Origin of the sequence: Albidovulum salinarum (assembly GCF_025673475.1) — a bacterium.
Lineage (GTDB): Bacteria > Pseudomonadota > Alphaproteobacteria > Rhodobacterales > Rhodobacteraceae > Albidovulum > Albidovulum salinarum.
In genome coordinates, this window is the sequence record NZ_JAOVQO010000015.1 from 81,939 (window position 1) to 101,771 (window position 19,833).

The window sequence follows — 19,833 nt, forward strand, 5'->3', positions numbered from 1 at the left end:
GTCCGTCGTCGCCTCATCCGGCAGACGCCATTCCGCCGGTACGAACGCGCGCTCTATACACAGGGCAGTGCCGGCGACTGGCGATCGTGATCGGCGGTGCAAAGCAGGAAACCGCGTTCAAACGAACATTCGCACGCAAGCGACCTGCCGAAGAGGTGCTTGATCGGAAGCGAGGCGACGGCTTGACAAGTATCCGTCAGTTTTCCGGAGCGCTTGGGCATGGCCTACTGAACCACGAACTCGGCGTGCAACGCGCCGGCGGTGTTGATGCTCTTGAGAATGTCGATCATGTCGCGCGGACTTACGCCGAGCGCATTGAGACCGGCCACCACCTCCGACAGCGACGAGGCTTCCCTGATCTCGGCCATGCCGATCCCGGACTCTTCCTGAATCGCGGCTGCGGAGCGCGGAACAACCACGGTCTCGCCCTGCGCGAACGGGTTGGGTTGGACGACGACCGGCGCCTCCTCGATGCGCAGGGTCAGGTTGCCCTGGCTCACCGCCACCCGGCCGATCCGAACGTCGGCCCCCATCACGATCGTGCCCGAACGCTGGTCGACCACTACCCTCGCCCGACGCTCCGGCTCGACCAGCAGGTTCTCCACCCGACCGAGCGCATGGGCTGGCGAACCCATCCGCGTCGCGCCGATATCCAGTGCGACCGTGCCGGCATCGATCATCACGGCGACGCGGCGCCCGAACTCGGCATTGATCACAGCCTCGATCCGGCCTGCGGTGGTGAAGTCCGGACTCCTGAGCGCCAAGCGCACCGCGTTCAATCCGCCGAAATCGAAAGCGATCTCGCGTTCAACCCGCGCGCCAGCGGGTATGGAGCCGGCCGTCGGAACGCCCTGAATGACGCTTGCCGCCTGACCCTCGGCCGCAACCCCGCCGGCAATGATCGTACCCTGCGCGACGGCGTAGATCTCGCCGTCGGCGGCGTTGAGCGGGGTCATCACCAGGGTCCCGCCGAGGAGGCTCTTGGCGTCGCCAATCGCCGAGACCGTCACGTCGATCTGGCCTCCGGCACGGGCGAAGGGCGGCAGCGTCGCGGTGACGAGGACGGCGGCCACGTTCTTCGGCCGGAAGCTCTCGCCGGTGACGTTGACGCCGAGCCGCTCGAGGATGTTCGACATGATCTCCTCGGTGAAGGGCGCGTTGCGGATGCCGTCGCCGGTGCCGTTCAGCCCCACGACGAGGCCGTAGCCCACGAGGTCGTTGCCGCGCACGCCGTCGAACTCGACGAGATCCTTGATCCGGATCGGCGATGCGGAGGCGGCGCTGGCGAGCGCGAACAGGAGAAGCGCAAGGAGAAGTCTCATCTCAGGTAATCCGCCAGGGTCAGGCGCGAAAGCCGCGCGGTGAGGGTGTAGAGCGTCTCGATCTGGGTCTGGATCGCCTCCAGCGCGGAGGCGGTCTCGTAGGGATCGGCGGCGACGATCGCGGTCCGGGCTATGTTCAGCGCCGAGGCCTCGGCGTCGTTGCGCGTGGTGGCATGGGCGATATGGGCCTCGACGGTGCCTATGCGGGTCCGGAGCCCGGCCATGCGGTCGTTCGCGGCGAGCAACGTTTCGCCCGCAGTCTTGACCAGCGCGGCGCGCCCCACCGGATCGCCGGCAAGCGCGCCTTCGGCGACGAGCGCCCCGAGGGCCAGCCCCCTGACGAGGTCGCGCAGGTCCGGATCGGCGGCGGTGATGTCCGGCGTGACGGTATCGCCCGGCCCGACCCGGAACGGTGCGAGCCCTGCCGCGGAGCCGCCGTAGACGGTATCCAGGTATCCGCCCCCGCCCGCGGGCGCGTCGAACCAGGCCTGGGCGGCCGCGGTGACGCCCGAGGCGGTGACCTCGCCGGCGGTGGCGGCCATCAGCGCATCAAGGATTTCCTGCGAACCGCTGATCGGTTTCCGGTCGGTCGCCGCGCCGGAGAGAAGGAACCTGTCGGCGATCTGGGTGTTCAGCGCCGAGACGGCGGCATGGAACTTCTGCCGCGCGTCGCCGGCGGCCGTGTCGACGAGCGTCGGCGCGCCGTTGGTTGCCGCCGTCAGGAGACCCGGCGCGAGATCTGTTGACAGGTCTTGCGCAGTCCCGAGTGCGGTTTGCAGGGTTTCGGTGAAAAGCGCCGCCTCGCTGGTCGCGGTCCGGTAGGCGGAGAGGGTCTCGAGCGAGCGGTCGATCCCGGCCAGCGCGGTGTAGTCGCCCGAGACAGCCGTCGCGAGGTCGGATTTGACACCCGAGGTCAGCTCCTCCGAAAGACGGGTCAGCGCGCGTTGCAGCTCGGTATTCTGGCGGCGCATCTGGAAGGCGCGGGCCATGTCGCCGATCGACAGGGTGGTCATGGTTCAAAGCCCGATCAGTTTCTGGATGAGGTCGTCGATCACCTGGATCACGCGCGCATTGGCCGAATAGGCCTGTTCGACCATGAGCAGGGTCTGCATCTCGGCATCGGTGTCGACGCCGTCGGCGAGCTGCAACTCGGTCAGGGCGCTCTGGCGCGCGACGGCGTAGCTCTGGCGCGACTCGGCCTGCTGGCGCGCCCCGGAAATACCCGAGAGCACGTCGGCGGCGAGACCCGATGCCGACCGTGCCGCGCCGATGAAACCGCCAGACGATGGAACGCGCGCCCGGCCGAGCGCGTCGCCGAGCGCGTTGAGGAGCGTCGCGTCGCCGACATCGCCCGCGCCCGCGGCGCCCAGACCGGCGCGCAGCCGCCAGAGCGCGCCGCCCTGGGACGGATCGACGAGCGCGTTGAGCCGGATCCGGCCGGCGAGTCCGGCCTCCAGCGTCGGGTCGAGCACGCCGCCCGCGTCGGTGAAGAGGCCGGGTTGACCCGGCGCACGCGTCGGATCGACGGCAGGGTCTTCGAACCGTTCGATGAGATCGCGCGCGAACGCGTCGATCTGCGCCTGGGCGCCGGGCGCGAGGTCGTCGCGGATCGCGAGCGCGGCGCCGAGCGTGCCGCCTCCGAGAACGCCCGGATCGGTCGCGGGCACCGGCATGCCGTTGATGGTGAGCTCCGACAGCGCCCCGGAGCCGATCGTCATGTCTGCGGTGATGACGCCCGCGGGTGTGAAGCCGATGACGGCGGGCTTGCCCTCCAGAAGAATCGCGCCGCCGGTGGTGAAGAGCGCGATCTGGTCGCGCTCGCGCGGCACCTCGCGGACCGGCACGATTTCGGCCACCCGGTCAACGAGGCGCTGGCGCTGGTCCATCAGCGCGGTTGCGTCCCGACCGGCGGCGCGCTGGGCGAGGATTTCGGCGTTCAGACGGTCGATCTGGACGAGGGATTCGTTGAGGGTCCTCACCTCCAGCTCGATCCGGTCGTCGGCCTGCATCCGCGCGGTCTGGATATCGTCGCTCAGGGCGCCGAGATGCGAGGTCAGCGCGCCGGCGGCGGCCACGACGTCCTGCAGGCGGGCCTGGCTGTCGGGCCGGCTCGACGCGGCGACCAGTGCCGATTCCAGCGCCGCGATCCGCGCCGAGAGCGAGCCCTCGTCCTGCGGTTCGCCGATGAGCCGCTCGATCCGGGCGAGGAAATCGGTCTTGAGCCCGGCATTGCCGGCCACGGCATCGGCGATCCGCCGGTCGGCGAGCAGCACGGAATCGACCGCGCGGGTCACGCCGTCGATCTGCACGCCCGCCCCGGTGCCGCCGAGCGACTGCGGCGACAGGTGCAGCTCGCGCCGCGCATAGCCCTCGGTCAGCGCGTTCGAGACGTTGGACGACACGACCTCGGCCCGGCGCGACGAGGCGGTGAGACCGGTGAGCGCATTGGCGAGGGAGGCAGAGAGGCTCATGGTTTAGTCTTTCCGGGTAACGGCCCCACCCGTCCGGCCTCAGCGCTTGATGTTGGTCGTCTCCTGCAGCATCTCGTCGACGGTCTGGATCACCTTGGCGTTCGACGAATAGGCGCGCTGGGTCTGGATCAGGGCCGTCAGTTCGGCCGCGACGTCGGTCGCCGAGCCCTCGCGCGCGTAACCGACGATCGAGCCGGTCGGCCCATCGCCGGCGTCCCAGAGGAAGAACGACCCCGAATCCGGCGAGACCTGGAAGGTCTGGTTGTTGAGCGCGATGAGCCCGTTCGGGTTCGGCACGTCGACGACCGGGATCTGGTAGATGCGCCGGGTGAATCCGGTGTCGTAGGTTGCGGTGAGATAGCCGTTCTCGTCGGCCTCGACCGTGGTGAGGTTGCCGACCGGCGAGCCGTCCTTAGTGATCGAGGTCGGCGCGAAGCTGTCGGAGAGCTGGGTCAGCCCGTTCGGATCGCCGAGCTTGCCGATCGCCATGGTGATCGGCCCGCCCGCGACGCTCAAGGAGAGCGACCCGGTCGTCGCATCATAGGCGCCGCCCGACAGCGTCGTCACCGAGGCGAGCGTTCCGCCGTTGGCGCGGGTGTCGTCGAAGACCAGCGTGTATTCCCCGATCAGGGCGCCATTCTGCGCCGAGTCGCGGATCCGCATGGTCCAGGTGTTCGACGCCCCGGTTCCCGGCACGGTCGGCGCGAAGGTGATGTCGAGCGTGTCGGATGTGCCGAGATTGCCGAAATACTCGACCGAGAGCGGCAGCGCGTTGCCGGAGGCCCCGGCCTCGGTCGCGGTGGCGGGCAGGTTGACGCCAAGGTTCATCGTCGTCGTCGGGTCGCCCGCGGTCTGGTTGGCATTGATCACCACCGGCTGCAGCCCGGCCATCGTGTCGCGCGGCAGGACCGGGATCGAGCCGTCGGCATTGGCCGGCCAGCCGAGCAGCACGAGACCGGATTCGGTGCGCAGTACGCCGTCGGCATCGGGCCGGAAGGCGCCGGTCGTCGTCATCATCAGCGGTTGCTGACCGCCCGAGAAGGAGTTCAGCGAAACCGCCGATGTGACGGGAAGCATCCCGCGCCCCGAGACCGCGAGATCGAGCGCGTTCGAGGTCGCCACGAGCGCGCCGTGCTCGCCGATCAGGCGCGTCGACGAGGCGCGCACGCCGCCCGCCGAATAGGTGCCGGCGCCGCGCGCCTGGTTGATCACGAAATTCTCGAAATCGGTCGAGGCGCGTTTGTAGCCGTAGGTGCCGGAATTGGCGATGTTGTCGGAGATCGTCGCCAGGCGCGTCGCGTTGGCGCTGAGGCCCGCAACACCGGCATTGAGCGAGGACGAAATGGACATGGGTGCGGCCTTTCTGCTGCTGCGTCCGTCAATCGCAGCCACAATGGCGCACGCCCGCTTAACATCGCCCTAACGCGACCGACCCTCAGCGTTTCGAACGCAGGAGCACGATCTCCAGCCGGTTGTTGCGCGCCGCCATGGGATTCTTCACGGCAGGCTGGCGATCGGAATGGCCGGTGACCCGCTCGATCCGTTCGGGGTCGAGGCCCGCGTTCTCCAGCATCTTCCGAGCCCGCATCGCCCGGGCGGTCGACAGATCCCAGGACGGGTTGTCGCGCAGGACGGCGGGCAGGGCGCGAATGTGGCCGTTCACGGCCACGTTGTTGGCGGCAAGTCCGAAGACCCGCGCCACCATCGCGATCAGATCGGTCAGGATCTGTTCCGGCGTGTCGCTGTCGGTGACGAACAGCGGCGCATCGTCCTGATCGAAGATCTCGACGATCAGACCCTCGTCGGTGACGCGCGCGACGATGTGGCGCGCGGCCTTGGCGCTGACCATGCTCTCGCCGCCGATTCCCATCAGCGCCTCTTCGATCCTGCGCGCCTCCTCGGCGAAGGCGGCGGCATCGGCGGCGCGTTCGCTGGCCTCGGTGCCGGTCTGGCCGAGGGCCTGCCGTTCCTTCGATGGCTTGAGGCTCGACGCGCCGGTGCCGTTCTGGGCGATCTGGTCCTCCGAGAAGACGCTGTCGCCGCCGAACGAGCCGTCGCCGCCGCCCGAGATGCGGCTGAGCGGGATCGTCGGGCTGAAATAGTCCGCGATGCCCTTGCGCTGTTTCTCGGTCGTCGCGTTCAGCAGCCACATCAGCATGAAGAAGGCCATCATCGCGGTCACGAAGTCGGCATAGGCGACCTTCCACGCCCCGCCGTGATGCCCGCCACCGGCGACAACCTTCTTACGCTTGATGATGACCGGCGCGGCATTGGTTTGCCCAGCCATCCCATCCACCTTGTCTTTCACCCGTGAACAGGACTAGCAGCCGTGACTTAATGCGCGGCTAACGGGGAAGGGGCGGTTCCGGCGTGCGCGAGGCAGGCGGGCCTGAAGCTGAGCGCGCCTTATCCGGCGCAGCGCTTCTCGGCTTCGTCGAGTGCCGCGCTGATGCCGAGCAGCGAGAACGTGTCCTTGGTCTCGGTACCGCGGCTCGAATGGGCGGTCACGATGGCGGAGGCGCCGGCCTTCAGCGCGGCGATGATCTTTGCATCCTCGTCCTTCGAGCCCGACCAGGCCCATTCGCCCTCGGAGAAGAGGTCGAACTTGGTGCCGCCGATGTCGAGACCCACGGTCGAGCCGTCGGCGAAGGGATAGCCACCGGTGAACGAGACCTCACCGGCCGCGCCGGGCCGGTAGGTGACGAAGAGCAGGATGTCGCCGCGCCGCACCTCGACGGACTTGCCGTCCTTGGTGTTCACGGTTTCCTTCGGCGCCGAGACGCCCCAGCATTCCTTCGGGCTTTCCTCGACGAAGACGCTCCAGTCGGTGTCGGCCGCGACCCGGTTGGTGGAGACCTGGCCCAGGGCGGCCGTCGCCATGCCCAGCGTCAGGAGAGCGGCGCCCGCGATGCGCAGTTTCGATGAAATCATTGTCCTGCAGCCTCCAGCTGTCTGCCTCCGCGCAACCCGCCGCGGCGCCTCGCCGGCGCCATTTTCTGTGGCGGGACGCATCCCAACTCGATATGGACCTCTTATCCCAGTTCTGCGCCACGGGAAAAGCCCCGGCGGCAGAAAATCGCGCAACGGTGAGGGCAAGATGGCAGCGATCCCGATGATTGAGCTCTGGCGGGGTGGAATGCTCGAAAGCGTGCATTCCGGCCATGCGGTGATCACCGACGAGAAGGGCGAGATCGTCGAGGCCTGGGGCGATCCCGAGGCGGTGATCTTCCCGCGCTCTTCCTGCAAGATGATCCAGGCGCTGCCGCTGATCGAGAGCGGCGCGGCCGAGGCGGCGGGGCTCACCGACCGCCAGCTCGCGCTGGCGAGCGCCAGTCATTGCGGCGCGCGGATCCATACCGAGGCGGTGGAGAGCTGGCTCGCGGATATCGGGCTGTCGGAATCCGAACTGATGTGCGGCCCGCAACTGCCGGACGACCGCGAGGCGAGGAAGGGGCTGATCTGCTCGGAGACCGCGCCCTGCCGGCTCCACAACAACTGCTCGGGCAAGCATGCCGGGTTCCTCACGCTCGCGCGGCATCTCAAGGCCGATCTGCGCTATGTCGATGTCGCGCATCCGGTGCAGCAGGCGGTGAAGGCGGCGTTCGAGGACCTGACCGGGATGACCTCGCCCGGCCACGGGATCGACGGCTGCTCGGCGCCGAATTTCACCACCACCGTGCATGGCCTCGCCCGCGCGATGTCGCGGTTCGCCACCGCGCGCGAGGATGGCGACGCCCGGTCGCGCGCCGCCCACCGGCTGGTGCGGGCCACGACGGCGCATCCCGAGATGGTGCTCGGCGAGCGGGGGAGCTGCACGCGGCTGATGCGGGCGATGGAGGGGCGGGTCTCGGTCAAATACGGCGCCGAGGCGGTCTATGTGGCGGTGATTCCGGAAAAGCGCATGGGCATCGCGCTGAAGATCCTCGACGGGCAAGTCCAGGCGGCGCAATCGGCGATCACGGCGCTGCTGGTGCGCTCGGGCGTCCTCGACCGCGGCCATCCGGTGGTCGGCAGCTACCTCACCGACCCGATCCTGAGCCGGGCCGGCGAGGTCGTGGGCGAATACCGGCTCGGCGCCGGGTTCGCGGACTGAGGGCTCACATGTCCATCGCTTCGGCGACCTCGACCGAGCCGCCGGCCTCAAGGATCGGGCAGCCCTTGGCCATCGCGACGGCCTTGTCGATCGACGCGGCGTTGACGAGCGAATAGCCCGAAAGCGGGTTGGCGCCACCGTTCGGCGCGACCCCGGACGCGGAGACGGTCTGCGAAGGTCCCACCGGGTTGCCGCCGTCGACGACGGCGGAGCCCATGCCGGCGAACCAGTCGGTCCAGGCCTTCATCACCCTGGCGCCCTCCTCGGGCGTCTCGGGCATCTTGCCGCCGTGATAGGCGAATACGTATTTCGGCATCGTTTCCTCCCTTGGGTTTCAGGCCGGGGCGAAGCGGCGCTCCAGCTTCTTCAGGCTCGATGTCCAGCCTTCGGTGTGGCGCTGCGCCGCCTCGTCGTCCGGCAGGCCCACATGGTCGAGCACGAGCCGCACCCGGCCCGGTCCGAGCGGTTCGAGGCCGAGCGTGACATGGCTTTCGGGGCCGCGCCGGTCGGCCTCGTCATGCCAGGCCCAGGTGAAGCCGACCGAGGTCTGCGGCCGGACATGGGTGACCCGGCCCGAGACCTTGTAGCGCTGGCCCTCGGGGCCGGCCATGACCGAATACCACGGGCCCTCGCGGGTGAAGTCGAGCGCGTGTTCGGGCACGCTCAGGCCCTCCGGGCCCCACCATTGCAAGAGGCCGGCGGGGGTGGTGATGAAGTCCCAGATCTCGTTGAGCGTCGCGTCGAGGTCGCGGGTCAGGCGCAGGTCGGACATCAGCGGCTCTCCTTCCTTCGGTTTCGGATGGCGGCTTCCAGCCGGTCGAGGCTTCCTTCCCAGAAGTCGCGATGCGCGATCGCCCAGGCGGAGATCGCCTGCAGCGGCTCTGGCGTGACCGCGTAGATGCGCCGCTGGCCGTCGATGCGCTGGGTGACGACGCCGGCCTCGCGCAGAACCTTGAGGTGGCGCGAGATCGCCGGCGCGGTGATGTCGGCGATGTCCGCCAGCTCGCCCGCGGATTGCTCGCCCTCGGCCAGCAGGCGCTCGACGATGGCGAAGCGGGTCGGGTCGGCGAGCGCGGCGAAGAGGTCGGGAAGTCGGGTCATGGGTTGATTATTTCCGATTCTGTTAATTAACGCAAATGTTAATTACATGCGAACGTCCGGTGATCCGGCGGAGCGCCCGTTCCGGGCGCATGGCCTTCCTCTCGCGCCCGCCGCGGGGCGGCGGGCACTCGGATTGCCGCGGGCGGAGGGGGGGGCGGCAGAAGCGGCCGTCAGGTGAAGTCGGTGACGGCGTAGCCCTGGATGTAAAGGAGCGAGGTGAGATCGCCGTGGTTGATGCGGATCTCGCACTGGGCGGCGACCGAGGGCTTGGCGTGGAGCGCGACGCCGGCGCCGGCGAGGCCGAGCATGCCGAGATCGTTGGCGCCGTCGCCGACCGCCATCACCGCGTCATGGCCGATGCCGAGACGCGCCGAGATCTCGCGCAGCGCTGCCATCTTGGCCTCGCGACCGAGGATCGGACGGGCGACATCGCCGGTGAGCCGGCCGTCGGCGGCGAGGAGCGTGTTGGCGCGGTGTTCGTCGAAGCCGAGATGGGCGGCGACCGCCGTGGTGAAGGCGGTGAAACCGCCCGAGACCAGCGCTGCGTAGCCGCCGTTGGCCTTCATCGTCGCGATCAGCTCGCGCCCGCCGGGCGTGTAGGTGATGCGGGTCGCGAGCACCTCGTCGATCACCGATTCGGGCAGGCCCTCGAGCAGGCCGACGCGTTCCAGAAGCGCGCCCTCGAAATCCAGCTCGCCGTTCATCGCGCGAGCGGTGATCCCTGCCACGCGTGCCCCCACACCCGCCATGTCGGCGAGCTCGTCGATGCATTCCTGGCCGATCATGGTCGAATCCATGTCGGCCAGCAGCATCGTCTTGCGCCGCCCCTCGGCCCTTTGCACGACGAGGTCGAAGCCGAGCGCCTGCAGCCCCTCCCAGGCCTCCCAACGGTTCGCGGGCATGGCGGGCAGCGCGAATTCCGCGGCGATTCCGGGGTTGAGCCAGACCGCCTCGCCGCCGCCCCAGGCGTCGCGCAGGGCTTCGACCGTGGCGCGGGACAGGTCGGCGCGGGTGGGGTTGGCGAGAAGCGTTGCGACATGCATGGGCAAGTTTCCGATAGTGGATTATGGGTGTCGTTTTTTGTGGCTCAAGCGGCGCTTTAGATCACTTTTCCGGCTTGTGCCAGTCTCCGCACCTCTCTATCTCCGGCGGTGGGACACCCCTCCCCAACGAGGGGCGCTTATCTGGAAGGATACCATGAGCGATCTGACGACTCCGGCCGCGCGGCCGGCAAACCCGCGCTTCTCTTCGGGCCCCTGCACGAAGATCCCCGGCTTCTCCCTCGACATGCTTTCGGATGCACCGCTGGGCCGGTCGCACCGCGCTGCCGTCGGCAAGGCCAAGCTGAAAGAGGCGATCGACCTCACCCGAGAGGTACTCGGCGTTCCGGCCGATTACCGCATCGGCATCGTGCCCGCCTCCGACACCGGCGCCGTCGAGATGGCGCTCTGGTCGCTCCTCGGTGCCCGTCCGGTCGAGATGCTCGCCTGGGAGTCGTTCGGCGAAGGCTGGGTCACCGACGTAGTCAAGCAGCTGAAGCTCGATGCCACTGTGAAGAAGGCGCCCTATGGCGAGATCGTCGATTTCGCGACGGTCGATTTCGACCGCGACGTGGTCTTCACTTGGAACGGCACGACCTCCGGCGTGCGGGTGCCGAACGGCGACGCGATCCCGGCGACCCGCGCAGGTTTGACGATCTGCGACGCCACCTCGGCAGCCTTCGCGATGGACCTGCCGTTCGACAAGCTCGATGTGGTCACCTTCTCCTGGCAGAAAGTGCTGGGCGGCGAGGGCGCGCATGGTGTGCTGATCCTCTCGCCCCGTGCCGTCGAGCGGCTGGAAAGCTATGCGCCGGCCTGGCCGCTGCCGAAGATCTTCCGCATGACCAAGGGCGGCAAGCTGATCGAGGGCATCTTCACCGGCGAGACGATCAACACGCCGTCGATGCTCTGCGTCGAGGACTACCTCGTGGCGCTGAAATGGGCGCAAGGCCTCGGCGGGCTCAGGGCGCTGGTCGCACGGGCCGACGCGAATGCGAAGGCGGTGCGCGACTTCATCGCGCAAAAGGACTGGATTGCCGATCTCGCGGTCGATCCGGCGACGGCCTCGACGACGAGCGTCTGCCTGAAGTTCACCGACGCCCGCATCGCCGATGGCGCGGCCTTCGCCAAGGCGGTTGCGAAGCGGCTGGAAAAGCAGGGCGTTGCCCTCGATGCCGGCGCCTACCGCGACGCGCCGGCGGGCTTGCGGCTCTGGTGCGGCTCCACGGTCGAGACCGCGGACGTGACCGCGCTCATGCCCTGGATCGAATGGGCCTTCGAGACCGAGATCGCGGCACAGACCGTCGCGGCCTGACCCCCGAGCGATTGCCCCCCGCCACGGGCGGGGGTTTCCCCAAGGTTTTCCGCCCGCGTGGCGGACAGATGACAGGACCCCAGATCATGGCCCCGAAAGTTCTCGTATCCGACAAGCTCAGCGAAACCGCCGTCCAGATCTTCCGCGACCGCGGCGTCGAGGTCGACTACCTGCCCGACCTCGGCAAGGACAAGGACAAGCTCCTCGACGTGATCGGCCAGTATGACGGCCTCGCGATCCGCTCGGCGACCAAGGTGACGGAGAAGATCCTCGCCGCCGCCGGCAATCTCAAGGTGATCGGCCGCGCCGGGATCGGCGTCGACAATGTCGACATCCCGGCCGCCTCGAAGAAAGGCGTGATCGTGATGAACACGCCCTTCGGCAACTCGGTCACCACCGCCGAACACGCCATCGCGATGATGTTCGCCGTCGCTCGGCAACTGCCCGAGGCGAGCGTCTCCACCCATGCCGGCAAGTGGGAGAAGAACCGCTTCATGGGGGTGGAGCTCTTCAACAAGACGCTCGGCGTGATCGGCGCCGGCAACATCGGCTCGATCGTCTGCGACCGGGCGCTGGGCCTCCATATGAAGGTCGTGGCCTATGACCCGTTCCTCTCGGAGGAGCGCGCCAAGGCGATGGGCGTGACCAAGGTCGAGCTCGACGAGCTGCTCGCCCGCGCCGATTTTATCACGCTGCATGTGCCCCTGACCGACAAGACCCGCAACATCCTCTCGGCCGAGAACATCGCCAAGACGAAGAAGGGCGTGCGGATCATCAACTGCGCCCGCGGCGGGCTCGTCGACGAGGGCGCGCTGGCGGAGGCGCTGACCAACGGCCAGGTCGCCGGCGCCGCCTTCGACGTCTTCGAGGTGGAGCCCGCGACCGAAAGCCCGCTCTTCCACCTGCCAAACGTCGTGGTGACCCCGCATCTCGGCGCGGCGACGACCGAGGCGCAGGAGAACGTGGCGCTGCAGGTGGCCGAGCAGATGGCGGACTACCTCCTGACCGGGGCGGTGCAGAACGCGCTGAACATGCCCTCGGTCACGGCGGAAGAGGCCGCGGTCATGGGGCCGTGGCTGAAGCTCGCCCAGCATCTCGGCGCCTTCGCGGGCCAGCTCACCGACGAGCCGATCAAGGCGATCAACGTGCTCTATGACGGCTGCGTCAGCCACATGAACCTCGAGGCGCTGAACTGCGCCGCGATCGCGGGCATCATGGCGGCGACCAATCCGGACGTGAACATGGTCTCGGCCCCGATCATCGCACGCGAGCGCGGCGTCAAGATCGCCACGACCCGGCAGGAAAAGGGCGGTGTCTTCGAGGGCTACATGAAGCTCACCGTGGTGACCGACCGCCGCGAACGCTCGATCGCCGGGACGGTCTTCTCGGACGGCAAGCCGCGCTTCATCCAGATCAAGGGCATCAACATCGACGCCGAGATCGGGGCGCACATGCTTTACACCACGAACGAGGACGTGCCGGGCATCATCGGTACGCTCGGCCACACGCTCGGCAACGCCGGGGTAAACATTGCCAACTTCACCCTCGGCCGTGCGGCACAGGGCGGCGACGCCATCGCGCTGCTCTATCTCGACGAGGCGCCGAAGGTGGAGGTGCTGCGGGCACTGGAGGCAACCGGCAAGTTCAGCCAGGTCAAGCCGCTGGTGTTCGACGTGGCCTGAGACACCGGGCCGGCGCCATGTCGTGGCGCCGGCACATCGGATACCAGAGAAACGCCGCCGCCGTCACCGCCCTGAACGAGGCCGTGCGACCATGCGCGTCAGCGATCTTCCTGCCGCCCGCCGCGATCCCTCGCGCTCCGAAGCGCCTTGATCACGGCGGCGGTTTCCTCAGACCCGTACCCGGCGTCCTGCGCCCGCCGCACCCAGTTGCACAGCAGGTCTGGAAGTTCGCTGTTGATTCCAGCGTCCTTCGCCTGTTGCCGCATCCGGGTCACCGCGCTGCCGGCAACGTCGACCGTGGCGCCGCCCTTGCTGACATGCGCGAAGCTTTCCGCGCTGATGGTTTGCGTCAGCGGAACCGACCGGTCGCCCGCGGGCAGGAGCGCGGTGAACGCCTCAACCGGCACGCCTTCGGCCTCGCAGACCATGGCGCCATGAATCGAGCCGAAGATGATGCCCGTCAGTCGCGACAGGAATGCCAGATCGAGCGTCGACGCTGCCCGGATGTTCGCCCCCAGATAGCGCAGGTCGCCGGCAAGCGGCTGCAGGTCGGCCCGGCTCGCCTCGAACGCAGCCGCCGGGCCCGCGACCAGCATGAGCCCCTTGGGCGTTCCGATGTCGCCGGGCCAGCAGAGGATCGCGCCGTCCAGATAGGCGGCACCATGAGCGCCGAACCATGCTTCGCCTCCCGCTGCCTCTCGCGGTGTTCCGGTGCTCAGCTGGATGACGGTTCGGTCCTTGAGCGCGGAGCCGACGTCGGGCTGTTCGAACAGACCGGCGGTCGACTGGTAGTCCGGGATGCAGACGATGGTCCGGGGGCTGGCCGAGACGGCCGCGCCCAGTGTCGCGGCGCCTTCGGCGCCCGCCGCCACGAGGGGCCGCATCTTCTCGGGCGAGCGGTTCCACACGGTCACGTCCCGCCCTGCCGCAATGAGCGTTCGGGCAAGCGCCGAGCCCATCGCCCCCAATCCCACCACTGTAATGTCGCTCATCTCCCTCTCCCGATCATTTCCGCAGAAGATTCTAACAGATGCGACGCCTTTCTGTCGCTCGCGATGCAGCGGTGGCGCCGGTTCCGGCACAATGCTCGGTCCGTTTTACCCTCGCGAATAGGACGCGCCCGATGCACCCGCCCGCCTTCGACGCCCTTCTCGACGCCCTCGCGTCCATCTACCGGTCCGAGGGCCGCGAGGCGGCCGACCGTACCGCGCAGGCGCTGGTGACGACGCCTGCGCCCGAGGCTTTCGCGCTGCAGCCGCCCTGCGCGCTCGATGGGCTGATGCGCGACCTGCTCGCAACCTCCGCGCATCCGGCCGCCGCAGCGATCCTCGCCGCGCAGGACCTGATCCCCTGGGGCACCAACCCGGTCGCCGACCGGATGAGCGACTCTGCTGCGGCGATCTGCGCCGTGACCACGCTGATGGGCCCCGACGGGCCGATCCCCGCGCCCGACCTCCGGCTCGGCCTCTTCTACCAGCGGCCGAACAGCTATTACGCGCTCCACAACCACGATGCCGACGAGACCTATGTGATCCTCGCCGGACAGGCCTTCTGGACCGCGGGCGAGGACCGGCGGATGCGGGTGCCCGGTGACATGATTCACCATCCGAGCCTGATGCCGCATGCCTTCCGTACAGGCTCCGAAGGCGTCCTTGCGCTCTGGCGCTGGTCGGGCGACGTGAACACCCATTCCTACGCCTTCCTCGACGACCCCGAGGAGCTGATCGCCTGATCCGGCGATTGCCTCCCGGCCCGCGCCCGCGATAGGGTCCGCCCGAGGCACCCGGACGGACGACCATGCGGACCTATGCGATCGGCGACATTCACGGCCATCTCGACAAGCTCGAAGCGGCGCATCGGTTGATTGCCGAGGATCGGGCGCGGGTGGGCGACGCGGCGGCACCCGTGGTTCACATCGGCGACCTCGTCGACCGCGGCCCCGACAGTCGGGGCGTTCTCGACTTCCTGCTGCACGGGCAAGCCTCCGGTGCGCCCTGGGTGGTGCTCAGGGGCAATCACGACCGCATGTTCGCCGAGTTCCTCAACGATCCGGACAGTCACGATCCGGGCCTGCGCGTGAGTCTCCACTGGGTCAGCCGCAACCTCGGCGGAGCGGCAACCCTCGCGTCCTACGGCATCGAGAATATCGATGAACGGCTGCTCTTCGACCTCCACCGGGAGGCGTCGGCCCGCGTGCCCGGGCGTCACGCCGCCTTCCTGCGCGCGCTGCCGAACTCCTATCGGCGCGGGCGGACCGTCTTCGTGCACGCGGGCATCCGCCCGGGCATCCCTCTGGAGGAGCAGCGCGAGGACGATCTGCTCTGGATCCGGGGCGAGTTCCTCGACGATCCGCGCGACCATGGCGCGCTCGTGGTGCATGGCCACACGCCGGTGGATGTCGCGACGCATTATGGCAACCGGCTGAACATCGACACCGGGGCCGGCTACGGCCGCGCGTTGACCGCGGTCGTGATCGAAGGGGACCGGGTCTGGCGGCTCGGCGCCGACGGGCGCACCGAGATCGTGCCGACGTGTTGACACCCGCCGGATCAGGACGACGCGCGGCCGGGACGGGATCTTGCAGGCCGCGCCGCGTCGGGACCTGATCGGAGGGATGATGCCGGATTGTGCCTCGACGATTGCGACCGCAACGCCTGGTGGCCCGGCATGAAGCCGCGACGGTTTTTCGCACCGCTGACCGTGCGGTCGAAGCCGCGGCTGGTCCGCCACAGGATCGCCGATGCGCGCTGGACCCTGCCGGATCTGACCATTGCCGTCCTGGCCGACCTACACGTCTGCCGGCCTTGGACGCCGCTCCCGGCGCTTCGTCACATCGTCGCGATCACGAATGCGCTGGGCGCCGACCTGATCCTGTTGCCGGGCGACCTCATCGCCGATGCGAAGCTTCCCGGTCGCGGCGAGCCGGCGGATGCGGTGGTGGCCGAACTCAGCCGCCTCTCGGCGCCGCTTGGCGTCGCCGCCGTGCTCGGCAATCACGACTGGTGGGATTGCCGGCTCGCGCAGAGCAGCGGGTTTGCCCGCAACTCGGTTGTCGAGGCCTTGGAACCGAGTCCGATCGCCCTGCTCGGGAACCGCGCGATCTGTCTCGAACACGGCGGCGAGCGGTTCTGGCTGGCCGGGATCGACAGCCAGCATGCGCTGAGGCGGCACGGCCATCCCGGCCTGCACGACCCGGACGCCGCCTTCTCCGAAGTGCCCGCGGGCGCGCCGGCAATCCTCATGGCGCATGAGCCGGACTATTTCGCGCAAGGCGACGAACGCGCGTTCCTGCAGATCTCCGGCCATACGCACGGCGGCCAGGCGAACCTTCTTGGATGGCGACCGATGACACCCTCGGCCCATGGCGGGCGCTATGCCTGGGGCCATGTTCGCGAGGGCGGGCGGCACCTGATCGTCTCGGGCGGAATCGGCTATTCCGGTCTTCCGCTCAGAATCCTCCAGCCACCCGAAATCACGCTGGTCATGCTGCAGCGCGGCGCCTAGAGTTTCCTCGGATTTTACCCAGGAGGCTTTGAATGAGCGACGATATCGTGATTCTCTCCGGCGCGCGCACCGCGATCGGAACCTTCGGCGGTGCGCTGGCCGGCATGGCGCCCATCGACACCGCGACCGTGGCGGCGAAGGCCGCGCTCGAGCGCGCCGGCGTCGAGGGCGAGCGCATCGGCCATGTCGCCTTCGGCCATGTGATCAACACCGAGCCGCGCGACATGTATCTCAGCCGCGTCGCCGCGATGCAGGCAGGCGTGCCGAACGGGACGCCGGCGATGAACGTCAACCGGCTTTGCGGCTCGGGCGTGCAGGCGATCGTCTCCTGCGTCCAGTCGTTGAGCCTCGGCGATGCCGATTTCGCGCTGGCCGGCGGGGCGGAGAGCATGAGCCGATCGCCCTATGCGATGCAGGCCGCGCGCTGGGGCCAGAAGATGGGCGACACCAAGGCGCTCGACATGATGACCGGGGCGCTCACCTGCCCGTTCGGCACCGGCCACATGGGCGTGACGGCCGAGAATGTCGCCGCCGAGCATGACATCAGCCGCGCGGCGCAGGATGCCTTCGCGATGGAAAGCCAGAACCGCGCGGCGAAGGCGATCGCCGAGGGCCGCTTCAAGGAGCAGATCGCGCCGGTCGAGATCGCCTCGCGCAAGGGCACGATCGTCTTCGACACCGACGAGCACCCGAAGGCGACGAGTCTCGAGGCGCTGGCGGGGCTGAAGACCGTGTTCAAGAAGGACGGCACGGTGACCGCCGGCAATGCGAGCGGCATCAACGACGGTGCCGCCGCCGTGGTTCTGGCTCGCGCCGGGGCGGCCGAGAAGGCCGGGCTGAAGCCGCGCGCGCGGGTGCTGGGCTATGCCCATGCCGGAGTGCGCCCGGAGGTGATGGGGATCGGGCCGGTGCCGGCGGTCGAGGCGCTTCTGAAGCGCACCGGGCTGTCGGTCGGCGATTTCGACGTGATCGAGTCGAACGAGGCCTTCGCGGCGCAGGCGCTCGCGGTGACGAAGGGGCTCGGCTTCGATCCGGTCAAGGTCAACCCGAACGGCGGCGCGGTGGCGCTCGGCCATCCGATCGGGGCGACCGGGGCGATCATCACGATCAAGGCGCTCTACGAGCTCGAGCGGATCGGCGGCAAAAAGGCGCTGATCACGATGTGCATCGGCGGCGGCCAGGGTATCGCGCTCGCCATCGAGCGGATCTGAGGCGGAGAGGCCGGGGGCGCTGCCCCCGTACCCCCGGGATATATAGAGCAAGATGAAGATCAGGGGCGGAGGGTCACGGTAGACGTGGCGCTCCGCCCCTTCGCGTCGATTACCGAAAGCGTGAGGTAGCCGACTTCCGGGGCGGGCAGGGCTGACTCGCGAGTGCGGTCGGCGAGGATCACCGGCGCGCCGTTGGCGAGCCAGGTGAAGGGCGGTGTGCCGCCGCGGACCTTGAGCGTGAGTGCGCGCGGGGACTCGACTTCTGCGCCGTCGGGCGGGAAGGCAATTTCTGGCGCGTCGAGATTGACGGCGAAGACGGCACCGCGCGGGCGGAAGCGCTGCAGCGGTTGCGGCAGGCGGGCGTTCGCGACGATCAGCGTCGCAGGCGGCGGCGGAGGCAGGGGATCGGGGACGGGTTTGAGCCGGGCGAAGGTCTCGAAAAGAAGGGGGGCCGCGAGCTCGCCGCCGAAGGCGCCGGGGACCGAGGCGCCGTCGGCGCGGCCGATCCAGATCCCGGCGACATGGCGGCCGTCGAAGCCGATCGCCCAGGCGTCGCGGTGGCCGTAGCTGGTGCCGGTCTTGTAGGCCAGCCGGTGTGCGGGCGCGCCCGCGGGCGGGGCGAGGCCGGCGAGGATGTCGGCAGTGAGCCAGGCCGCCTCGGGTCCGAAGAGCCTACGGTCGAGCGGTTGGGCGGCGCCGGGAAGGGCCGAGATCCGGACCGGCGCGCCGAGGCGGGCGAGGGCGGCGTAGCTCTGGACCAGGTCTTCGAGCGTCACCCCGACGCCGCCGAGCGCCACGGCGAGGCCGGGCTGGCCGCCGGGCAGCGCGGGTTCCACCCCGGCACGGCGGAGCGTCGCGAGGAGGCGGGCCGGGCCGAGCGCCTCCGTAAGGCTGACGACCGGGATGTTGAGCGAGAGCTGCAGCGCCTCGCGGACCGGGGTCGTGCCGCGGAAGCTCCGGTCGAAGTTCTGCGGGGCGTAGGTGCCGAAGGCGGTCGGGCGGTCCTCGATCAGGGTTTCGGGATGCGCGAGGCCCTCGTCGAAGGCGAGCGCGTAGACGAAGGGCTTCAGCGTCGATCCCGGCGAGCGCGTCGCTCGGGTCATGTCGATGAAGCCGGCGCGGCGGTCGTCGGTCCAGTCGGGCGAGCCGACCGAGGCGAGTATCTCGCCGGTCCGGTGGTCGGCGACGAGGAGCGCGAGCGAGGCGCGGGGGAAAGCGTGCCGTGCGGCGCGGGCGGCGAGGGCTTCGAGCGCGGTCTGCAGGCGGGCGTCGATCGTGGTCGGGATCGTCCGGGCCTGGGGATCGGCGCGGCGCAGCCGCTCGGCGAGATGCGGGGCGCGGGCGGGGAAGGGTTTGCGCGTTGTCGGCACGGGTTCGGTGAGCGCGGCCGTGGCACGGTCGCGGTCGAGAAAGCCGGCCTCGGCCATCCGCGCCAGCACCCGGGCGCGGGCCGCGCGCGCGGCGTCGGGGAAGCGGTCGGGCCGCCGGGTCTCTGGCGATTGCGGCAGTGCCACGAGGAGCGCCGCCTCGGCGGCGGTGAGGCGGCGCGGCTCCTTGCCGAGCCAGGAGAGCGAGGCGGCGCGGAGGCCTTCGAGATTGCCGCCATAGGGGGCGAGCCGAAGGTAGAGGCCGAGGATCTCGGCCTTCGTCAACCGCCGTTCCAGCGCCATCGCGACCCGGACCTGGCGGAGCTTGCCGGCGATCCGCCCGGTGCCGCTTTCCTCGAGGAGCCGGGCGACCTGCATGGTCAGCGTCGAGCCGCCGGAGATGATCCGCCCGTTCCATGCCGCCTGAGCCGCGGCGCGGAGGAGCGCGCGGGGATCGACGCCGGCATGGGTTAAGAACCGCTTGTCCTCGTAGGCCACGAGCATGCCGGTGAAGAGTGGATCGACCGGGCCGGGTTCGAGCCGCCAGCGCCCGTCGGCGACGGTGAAGGCGCGCAGGAGCGTGCCGTCGCGGGCAAGCACCTCGGTTCCGGTCGCGACCGCGAGCGGTGGCAGCTCGGTCCGGTCGATCCAGAGGTCGGCGGCGTCGCGCGCCAGTGCTGTCGCAAAAAGCGCCGCCGCGAGGGCTATGGGCAGGGCGGCGCGCACC

General features: G+C 69.2%; 19 protein-coding genes. 7 read left to right on the forward strand and 12 right to left on the reverse strand.

Annotation, left to right across the window (positions count from 1 at the left end; translation table 11 throughout):
- Positions 1–224: 224 nt before the first annotated feature.
- The 6 genes from OEZ60_RS15875 to OEZ60_RS15900 form a co-directional block, all read right to left on the reverse strand.
- On the reverse strand, positions 225–1,322 hold the full coding sequence (locus tag OEZ60_RS15875; protein WP_263338253.1) for a flagellar basal body P-ring protein FlgI: 1,098 nt from the start codon (positions 1,320–1,322) through the stop codon (positions 225–227).
- On the reverse strand, positions 1,319–2,335 hold the full coding sequence (locus OEZ60_RS15880; protein WP_263338256.1) for a flagellin: 1,017 nt from the start codon (positions 2,333–2,335) through the stop codon (positions 1,319–1,321). The genes OEZ60_RS15875 and OEZ60_RS15880 overlap by 4 nt, the downstream gene beginning before the upstream one ends.
- Positions 2,336–2,338: 3 nt before the next feature.
- Positions 2,339–3,793, reverse strand: a complete 1,455-nt coding sequence (flgK, locus tag OEZ60_RS15885; RefSeq protein WP_263338258.1) for a flagellar hook-associated protein FlgK — start codon at positions 3,791–3,793, stop codon at positions 2,339–2,341.
- A 39-nt stretch (positions 3,794–3,832) separates the two neighbouring features.
- Positions 3,833–5,143, reverse strand: a complete 1,311-nt coding sequence (locus tag OEZ60_RS15890; protein ID WP_263338259.1) for a flagellar hook protein FlgE — start codon at positions 5,141–5,143, stop codon at positions 3,833–3,835.
- A gap of 85 nt (positions 5,144–5,228) precedes the next feature.
- Positions 5,229–6,080 (reverse strand): OmpA/MotB family protein, encoded by an 852-nt coding sequence (locus tag OEZ60_RS15895; protein ID WP_263338263.1) that lies wholly within the window; start codon positions 6,078–6,080, stop codon positions 5,229–5,231.
- A gap of 119 nt (positions 6,081–6,199) precedes the next feature.
- On the reverse strand, positions 6,200–6,724 hold the full coding sequence (locus tag OEZ60_RS15900) for an invasion associated locus B family protein (protein ID WP_263338265.1): 525 nt from the start codon (positions 6,722–6,724) through the stop codon (positions 6,200–6,202).
- Between the two features lie 166 nt (positions 6,725–6,890).
- Between OEZ60_RS15900 and OEZ60_RS15905 the strand changes: the two genes are divergently transcribed.
- A complete protein-coding gene (locus OEZ60_RS15905) occupies positions 6,891–7,886 on the forward strand; it encodes an asparaginase (RefSeq protein WP_263338268.1) in 996 nt (331 codons plus the stop codon).
- Between the two features lie 4 nt (positions 7,887–7,890).
- On the opposite strand, the gene OEZ60_RS15910 is transcribed toward OEZ60_RS15905, so the two are convergent.
- From OEZ60_RS15910 to serB, 4 genes are all read right to left on the reverse strand, one after another.
- Positions 7,891–8,202, reverse strand: coding sequence for a YciI family protein (locus OEZ60_RS15910; protein WP_263338270.1), 312 nt, complete (start codon positions 8,200–8,202; stop codon positions 7,891–7,893).
- An 18-nt stretch (positions 8,203–8,220) separates the two neighbouring features.
- Positions 8,221–8,658, reverse strand: a complete 438-nt coding sequence (locus OEZ60_RS15915; RefSeq protein WP_263338271.1) for an SRPBCC family protein — start codon at positions 8,656–8,658, stop codon at positions 8,221–8,223.
- The gene (locus OEZ60_RS15920) at positions 8,658–8,987 is read right to left on the reverse strand and encodes an ArsR/SmtB family transcription factor (RefSeq protein WP_263338274.1); all 330 of its coding nucleotides are present in this window, start codon (positions 8,985–8,987) and stop codon (positions 8,658–8,660) included. The genes OEZ60_RS15915 and OEZ60_RS15920 overlap by 1 nt, the downstream gene beginning before the upstream one ends.
- Positions 8,988–9,157: 170 nt before the next feature.
- Positions 9,158–10,030: a phosphoserine phosphatase SerB gene (gene serB, locus OEZ60_RS15925; protein WP_263338276.1), complete on the reverse strand. Its 873-nt coding sequence runs from the start codon at positions 10,028–10,030 to the stop codon at positions 9,158–9,160.
- Between the two features lie 154 nt (positions 10,031–10,184).
- On the opposite strand from serB, the gene OEZ60_RS15930 reads away from it, so the two are divergent.
- Together OEZ60_RS15930 and serA are read left to right on the forward strand one after the other, a co-directional pair.
- Positions 10,185–11,342, forward strand: a complete 1,158-nt coding sequence (locus OEZ60_RS15930; RefSeq protein ID WP_263338278.1) for a phosphoserine transaminase — start codon at positions 10,185–10,187, stop codon at positions 11,340–11,342.
- Between the two features lie 86 nt (positions 11,343–11,428).
- A complete protein-coding gene (gene serA / locus OEZ60_RS15935; RefSeq protein ID WP_263338280.1) occupies positions 11,429–13,024 on the forward strand; it encodes a phosphoglycerate dehydrogenase in 1,596 nt (531 codons plus the stop codon).
- A gap of 98 nt (positions 13,025–13,122) precedes the next feature.
- Here the strand turns inward: serA and OEZ60_RS15940 are convergent, their stop codons facing one another.
- Positions 13,123–14,016: an NAD(P)-dependent oxidoreductase gene (locus OEZ60_RS15940; protein WP_263338282.1), complete on the reverse strand. Its 894-nt coding sequence runs from the start codon at positions 14,014–14,016 to the stop codon at positions 13,123–13,125.
- A 131-nt stretch (positions 14,017–14,147) separates the two neighbouring features.
- Between OEZ60_RS15940 and OEZ60_RS15945 the strand changes: the two genes are divergently transcribed.
- The 4 genes from OEZ60_RS15945 to OEZ60_RS15960 all read left to right on the forward strand — a co-directional run bounded on the left by OEZ60_RS15945 (position 14,148) and on the right by OEZ60_RS15960 (position 17,739).
- On the forward strand, positions 14,148–14,756 hold the full coding sequence (locus tag OEZ60_RS15945) for a dimethylsulfonioproprionate lyase family protein (RefSeq protein WP_263338283.1): 609 nt from the start codon (positions 14,148–14,150) through the stop codon (positions 14,754–14,756).
- A 65-nt stretch (positions 14,757–14,821) separates the two neighbouring features.
- The gene (locus OEZ60_RS15950; RefSeq protein ID WP_263338286.1) at positions 14,822–15,562 is read left to right on the forward strand and encodes a metallophosphoesterase; all 741 of its coding nucleotides are present in this window, start codon (positions 14,822–14,824) and stop codon (positions 15,560–15,562) included.
- Between the two features lie 87 nt (positions 15,563–15,649).
- A complete protein-coding gene (locus OEZ60_RS15955) occupies positions 15,650–16,528 on the forward strand; it encodes a metallophosphoesterase (RefSeq protein ID WP_263338289.1) in 879 nt (292 codons plus the stop codon).
- Between the two features lie 32 nt (positions 16,529–16,560).
- Positions 16,561–17,739 (forward strand): acetyl-CoA C-acyltransferase family protein, encoded by a 1,179-nt coding sequence (locus OEZ60_RS15960; RefSeq protein ID WP_263338292.1) that lies wholly within the window; start codon positions 16,561–16,563, stop codon positions 17,737–17,739.
- A 59-nt stretch (positions 17,740–17,798) separates the two neighbouring features.
- On the opposite strand, the gene pbpC is transcribed toward OEZ60_RS15960, so the two are convergent.
- A complete protein-coding gene (gene pbpC / locus OEZ60_RS15965; protein WP_263338294.1) occupies positions 17,799–19,832 on the reverse strand; it encodes a penicillin-binding protein 1C in 2,034 nt (677 codons plus the stop codon).
- Between the last annotated feature and the right edge of the window lies 1 nt (position 19,833).

Excerpts from the sequence above, each read along its gene's own strand:
- OEZ60_RS15875 (WP_263338253.1), bottom strand. The coding sequence starts at position 1,322 with ATGAGACTTCTCCTTGCGCTTCTCCTGTTCGCGCTCGCCAGCGCCGCC.
- OEZ60_RS15880 (WP_263338256.1), bottom strand. The coding sequence starts at position 2,335 with ATGACCACCCTGTCGATCGGCGACATGGCCCGCGCCTTCCAGATGCGC.
- flgK (WP_263338258.1), bottom strand. The coding sequence starts at position 3,793 with ATGAGCCTCTCTGCCTCCCTCGCCAATGCGCTCACCGGTCTCACCGCC.
- OEZ60_RS15890 (WP_263338259.1), bottom strand. The coding sequence starts at position 5,143 with ATGTCCATTTCGTCCTCGCTCAATGCCGGTGTTGCGGGCCTCAGCGCC.
- OEZ60_RS15895 (WP_263338263.1), bottom strand. The coding sequence starts at position 6,080 with ATGGCTGGGCAAACCAATGCCGCGCCGGTCATCATCAAGCGTAAGAAG.
- OEZ60_RS15900 (WP_263338265.1), bottom strand. The coding sequence starts at position 6,724 with ATGATTTCATCGAAACTGCGCATCGCGGGCGCCGCTCTCCTGACGCTG.
- OEZ60_RS15905 (WP_263338268.1), top strand. The coding sequence starts at position 6,891 with ATGGCAGCGATCCCGATGATTGAGCTCTGGCGGGGTGGAATGCTCGAA.
- OEZ60_RS15910 (WP_263338270.1), bottom strand. The coding sequence starts at position 8,202 with ATGCCGAAATACGTATTCGCCTATCACGGCGGCAAGATGCCCGAGACG.
- OEZ60_RS15915 (WP_263338271.1), bottom strand. The coding sequence starts at position 8,658 with ATGTCCGACCTGCGCCTGACCCGCGACCTCGACGCGACGCTCAACGAG.
- OEZ60_RS15920 (WP_263338274.1), bottom strand. The coding sequence starts at position 8,987 with ATGACCCGACTTCCCGACCTCTTCGCCGCGCTCGCCGACCCGACCCGC.
- serB (WP_263338276.1), bottom strand. The coding sequence starts at position 10,030 with ATGCATGTCGCAACGCTTCTCGCCAACCCCACCCGCGCCGACCTGTCC.
- OEZ60_RS15930 (WP_263338278.1), top strand. The coding sequence starts at position 10,185 with ATGAGCGATCTGACGACTCCGGCCGCGCGGCCGGCAAACCCGCGCTTC.
- serA (WP_263338280.1), top strand. The coding sequence starts at position 11,429 with ATGGCCCCGAAAGTTCTCGTATCCGACAAGCTCAGCGAAACCGCCGTC.
- OEZ60_RS15940 (WP_263338282.1), bottom strand. The coding sequence starts at position 14,016 with ATGAGCGACATTACAGTGGTGGGATTGGGGGCGATGGGCTCGGCGCTT.
- OEZ60_RS15945 (WP_263338283.1), top strand. The coding sequence starts at position 14,148 with ATGCACCCGCCCGCCTTCGACGCCCTTCTCGACGCCCTCGCGTCCATC.
- OEZ60_RS15950 (WP_263338286.1), top strand. The coding sequence starts at position 14,822 with ATGCGGACCTATGCGATCGGCGACATTCACGGCCATCTCGACAAGCTC.
- OEZ60_RS15960 (WP_263338292.1), top strand. The coding sequence starts at position 16,561 with ATGAGCGACGATATCGTGATTCTCTCCGGCGCGCGCACCGCGATCGGA.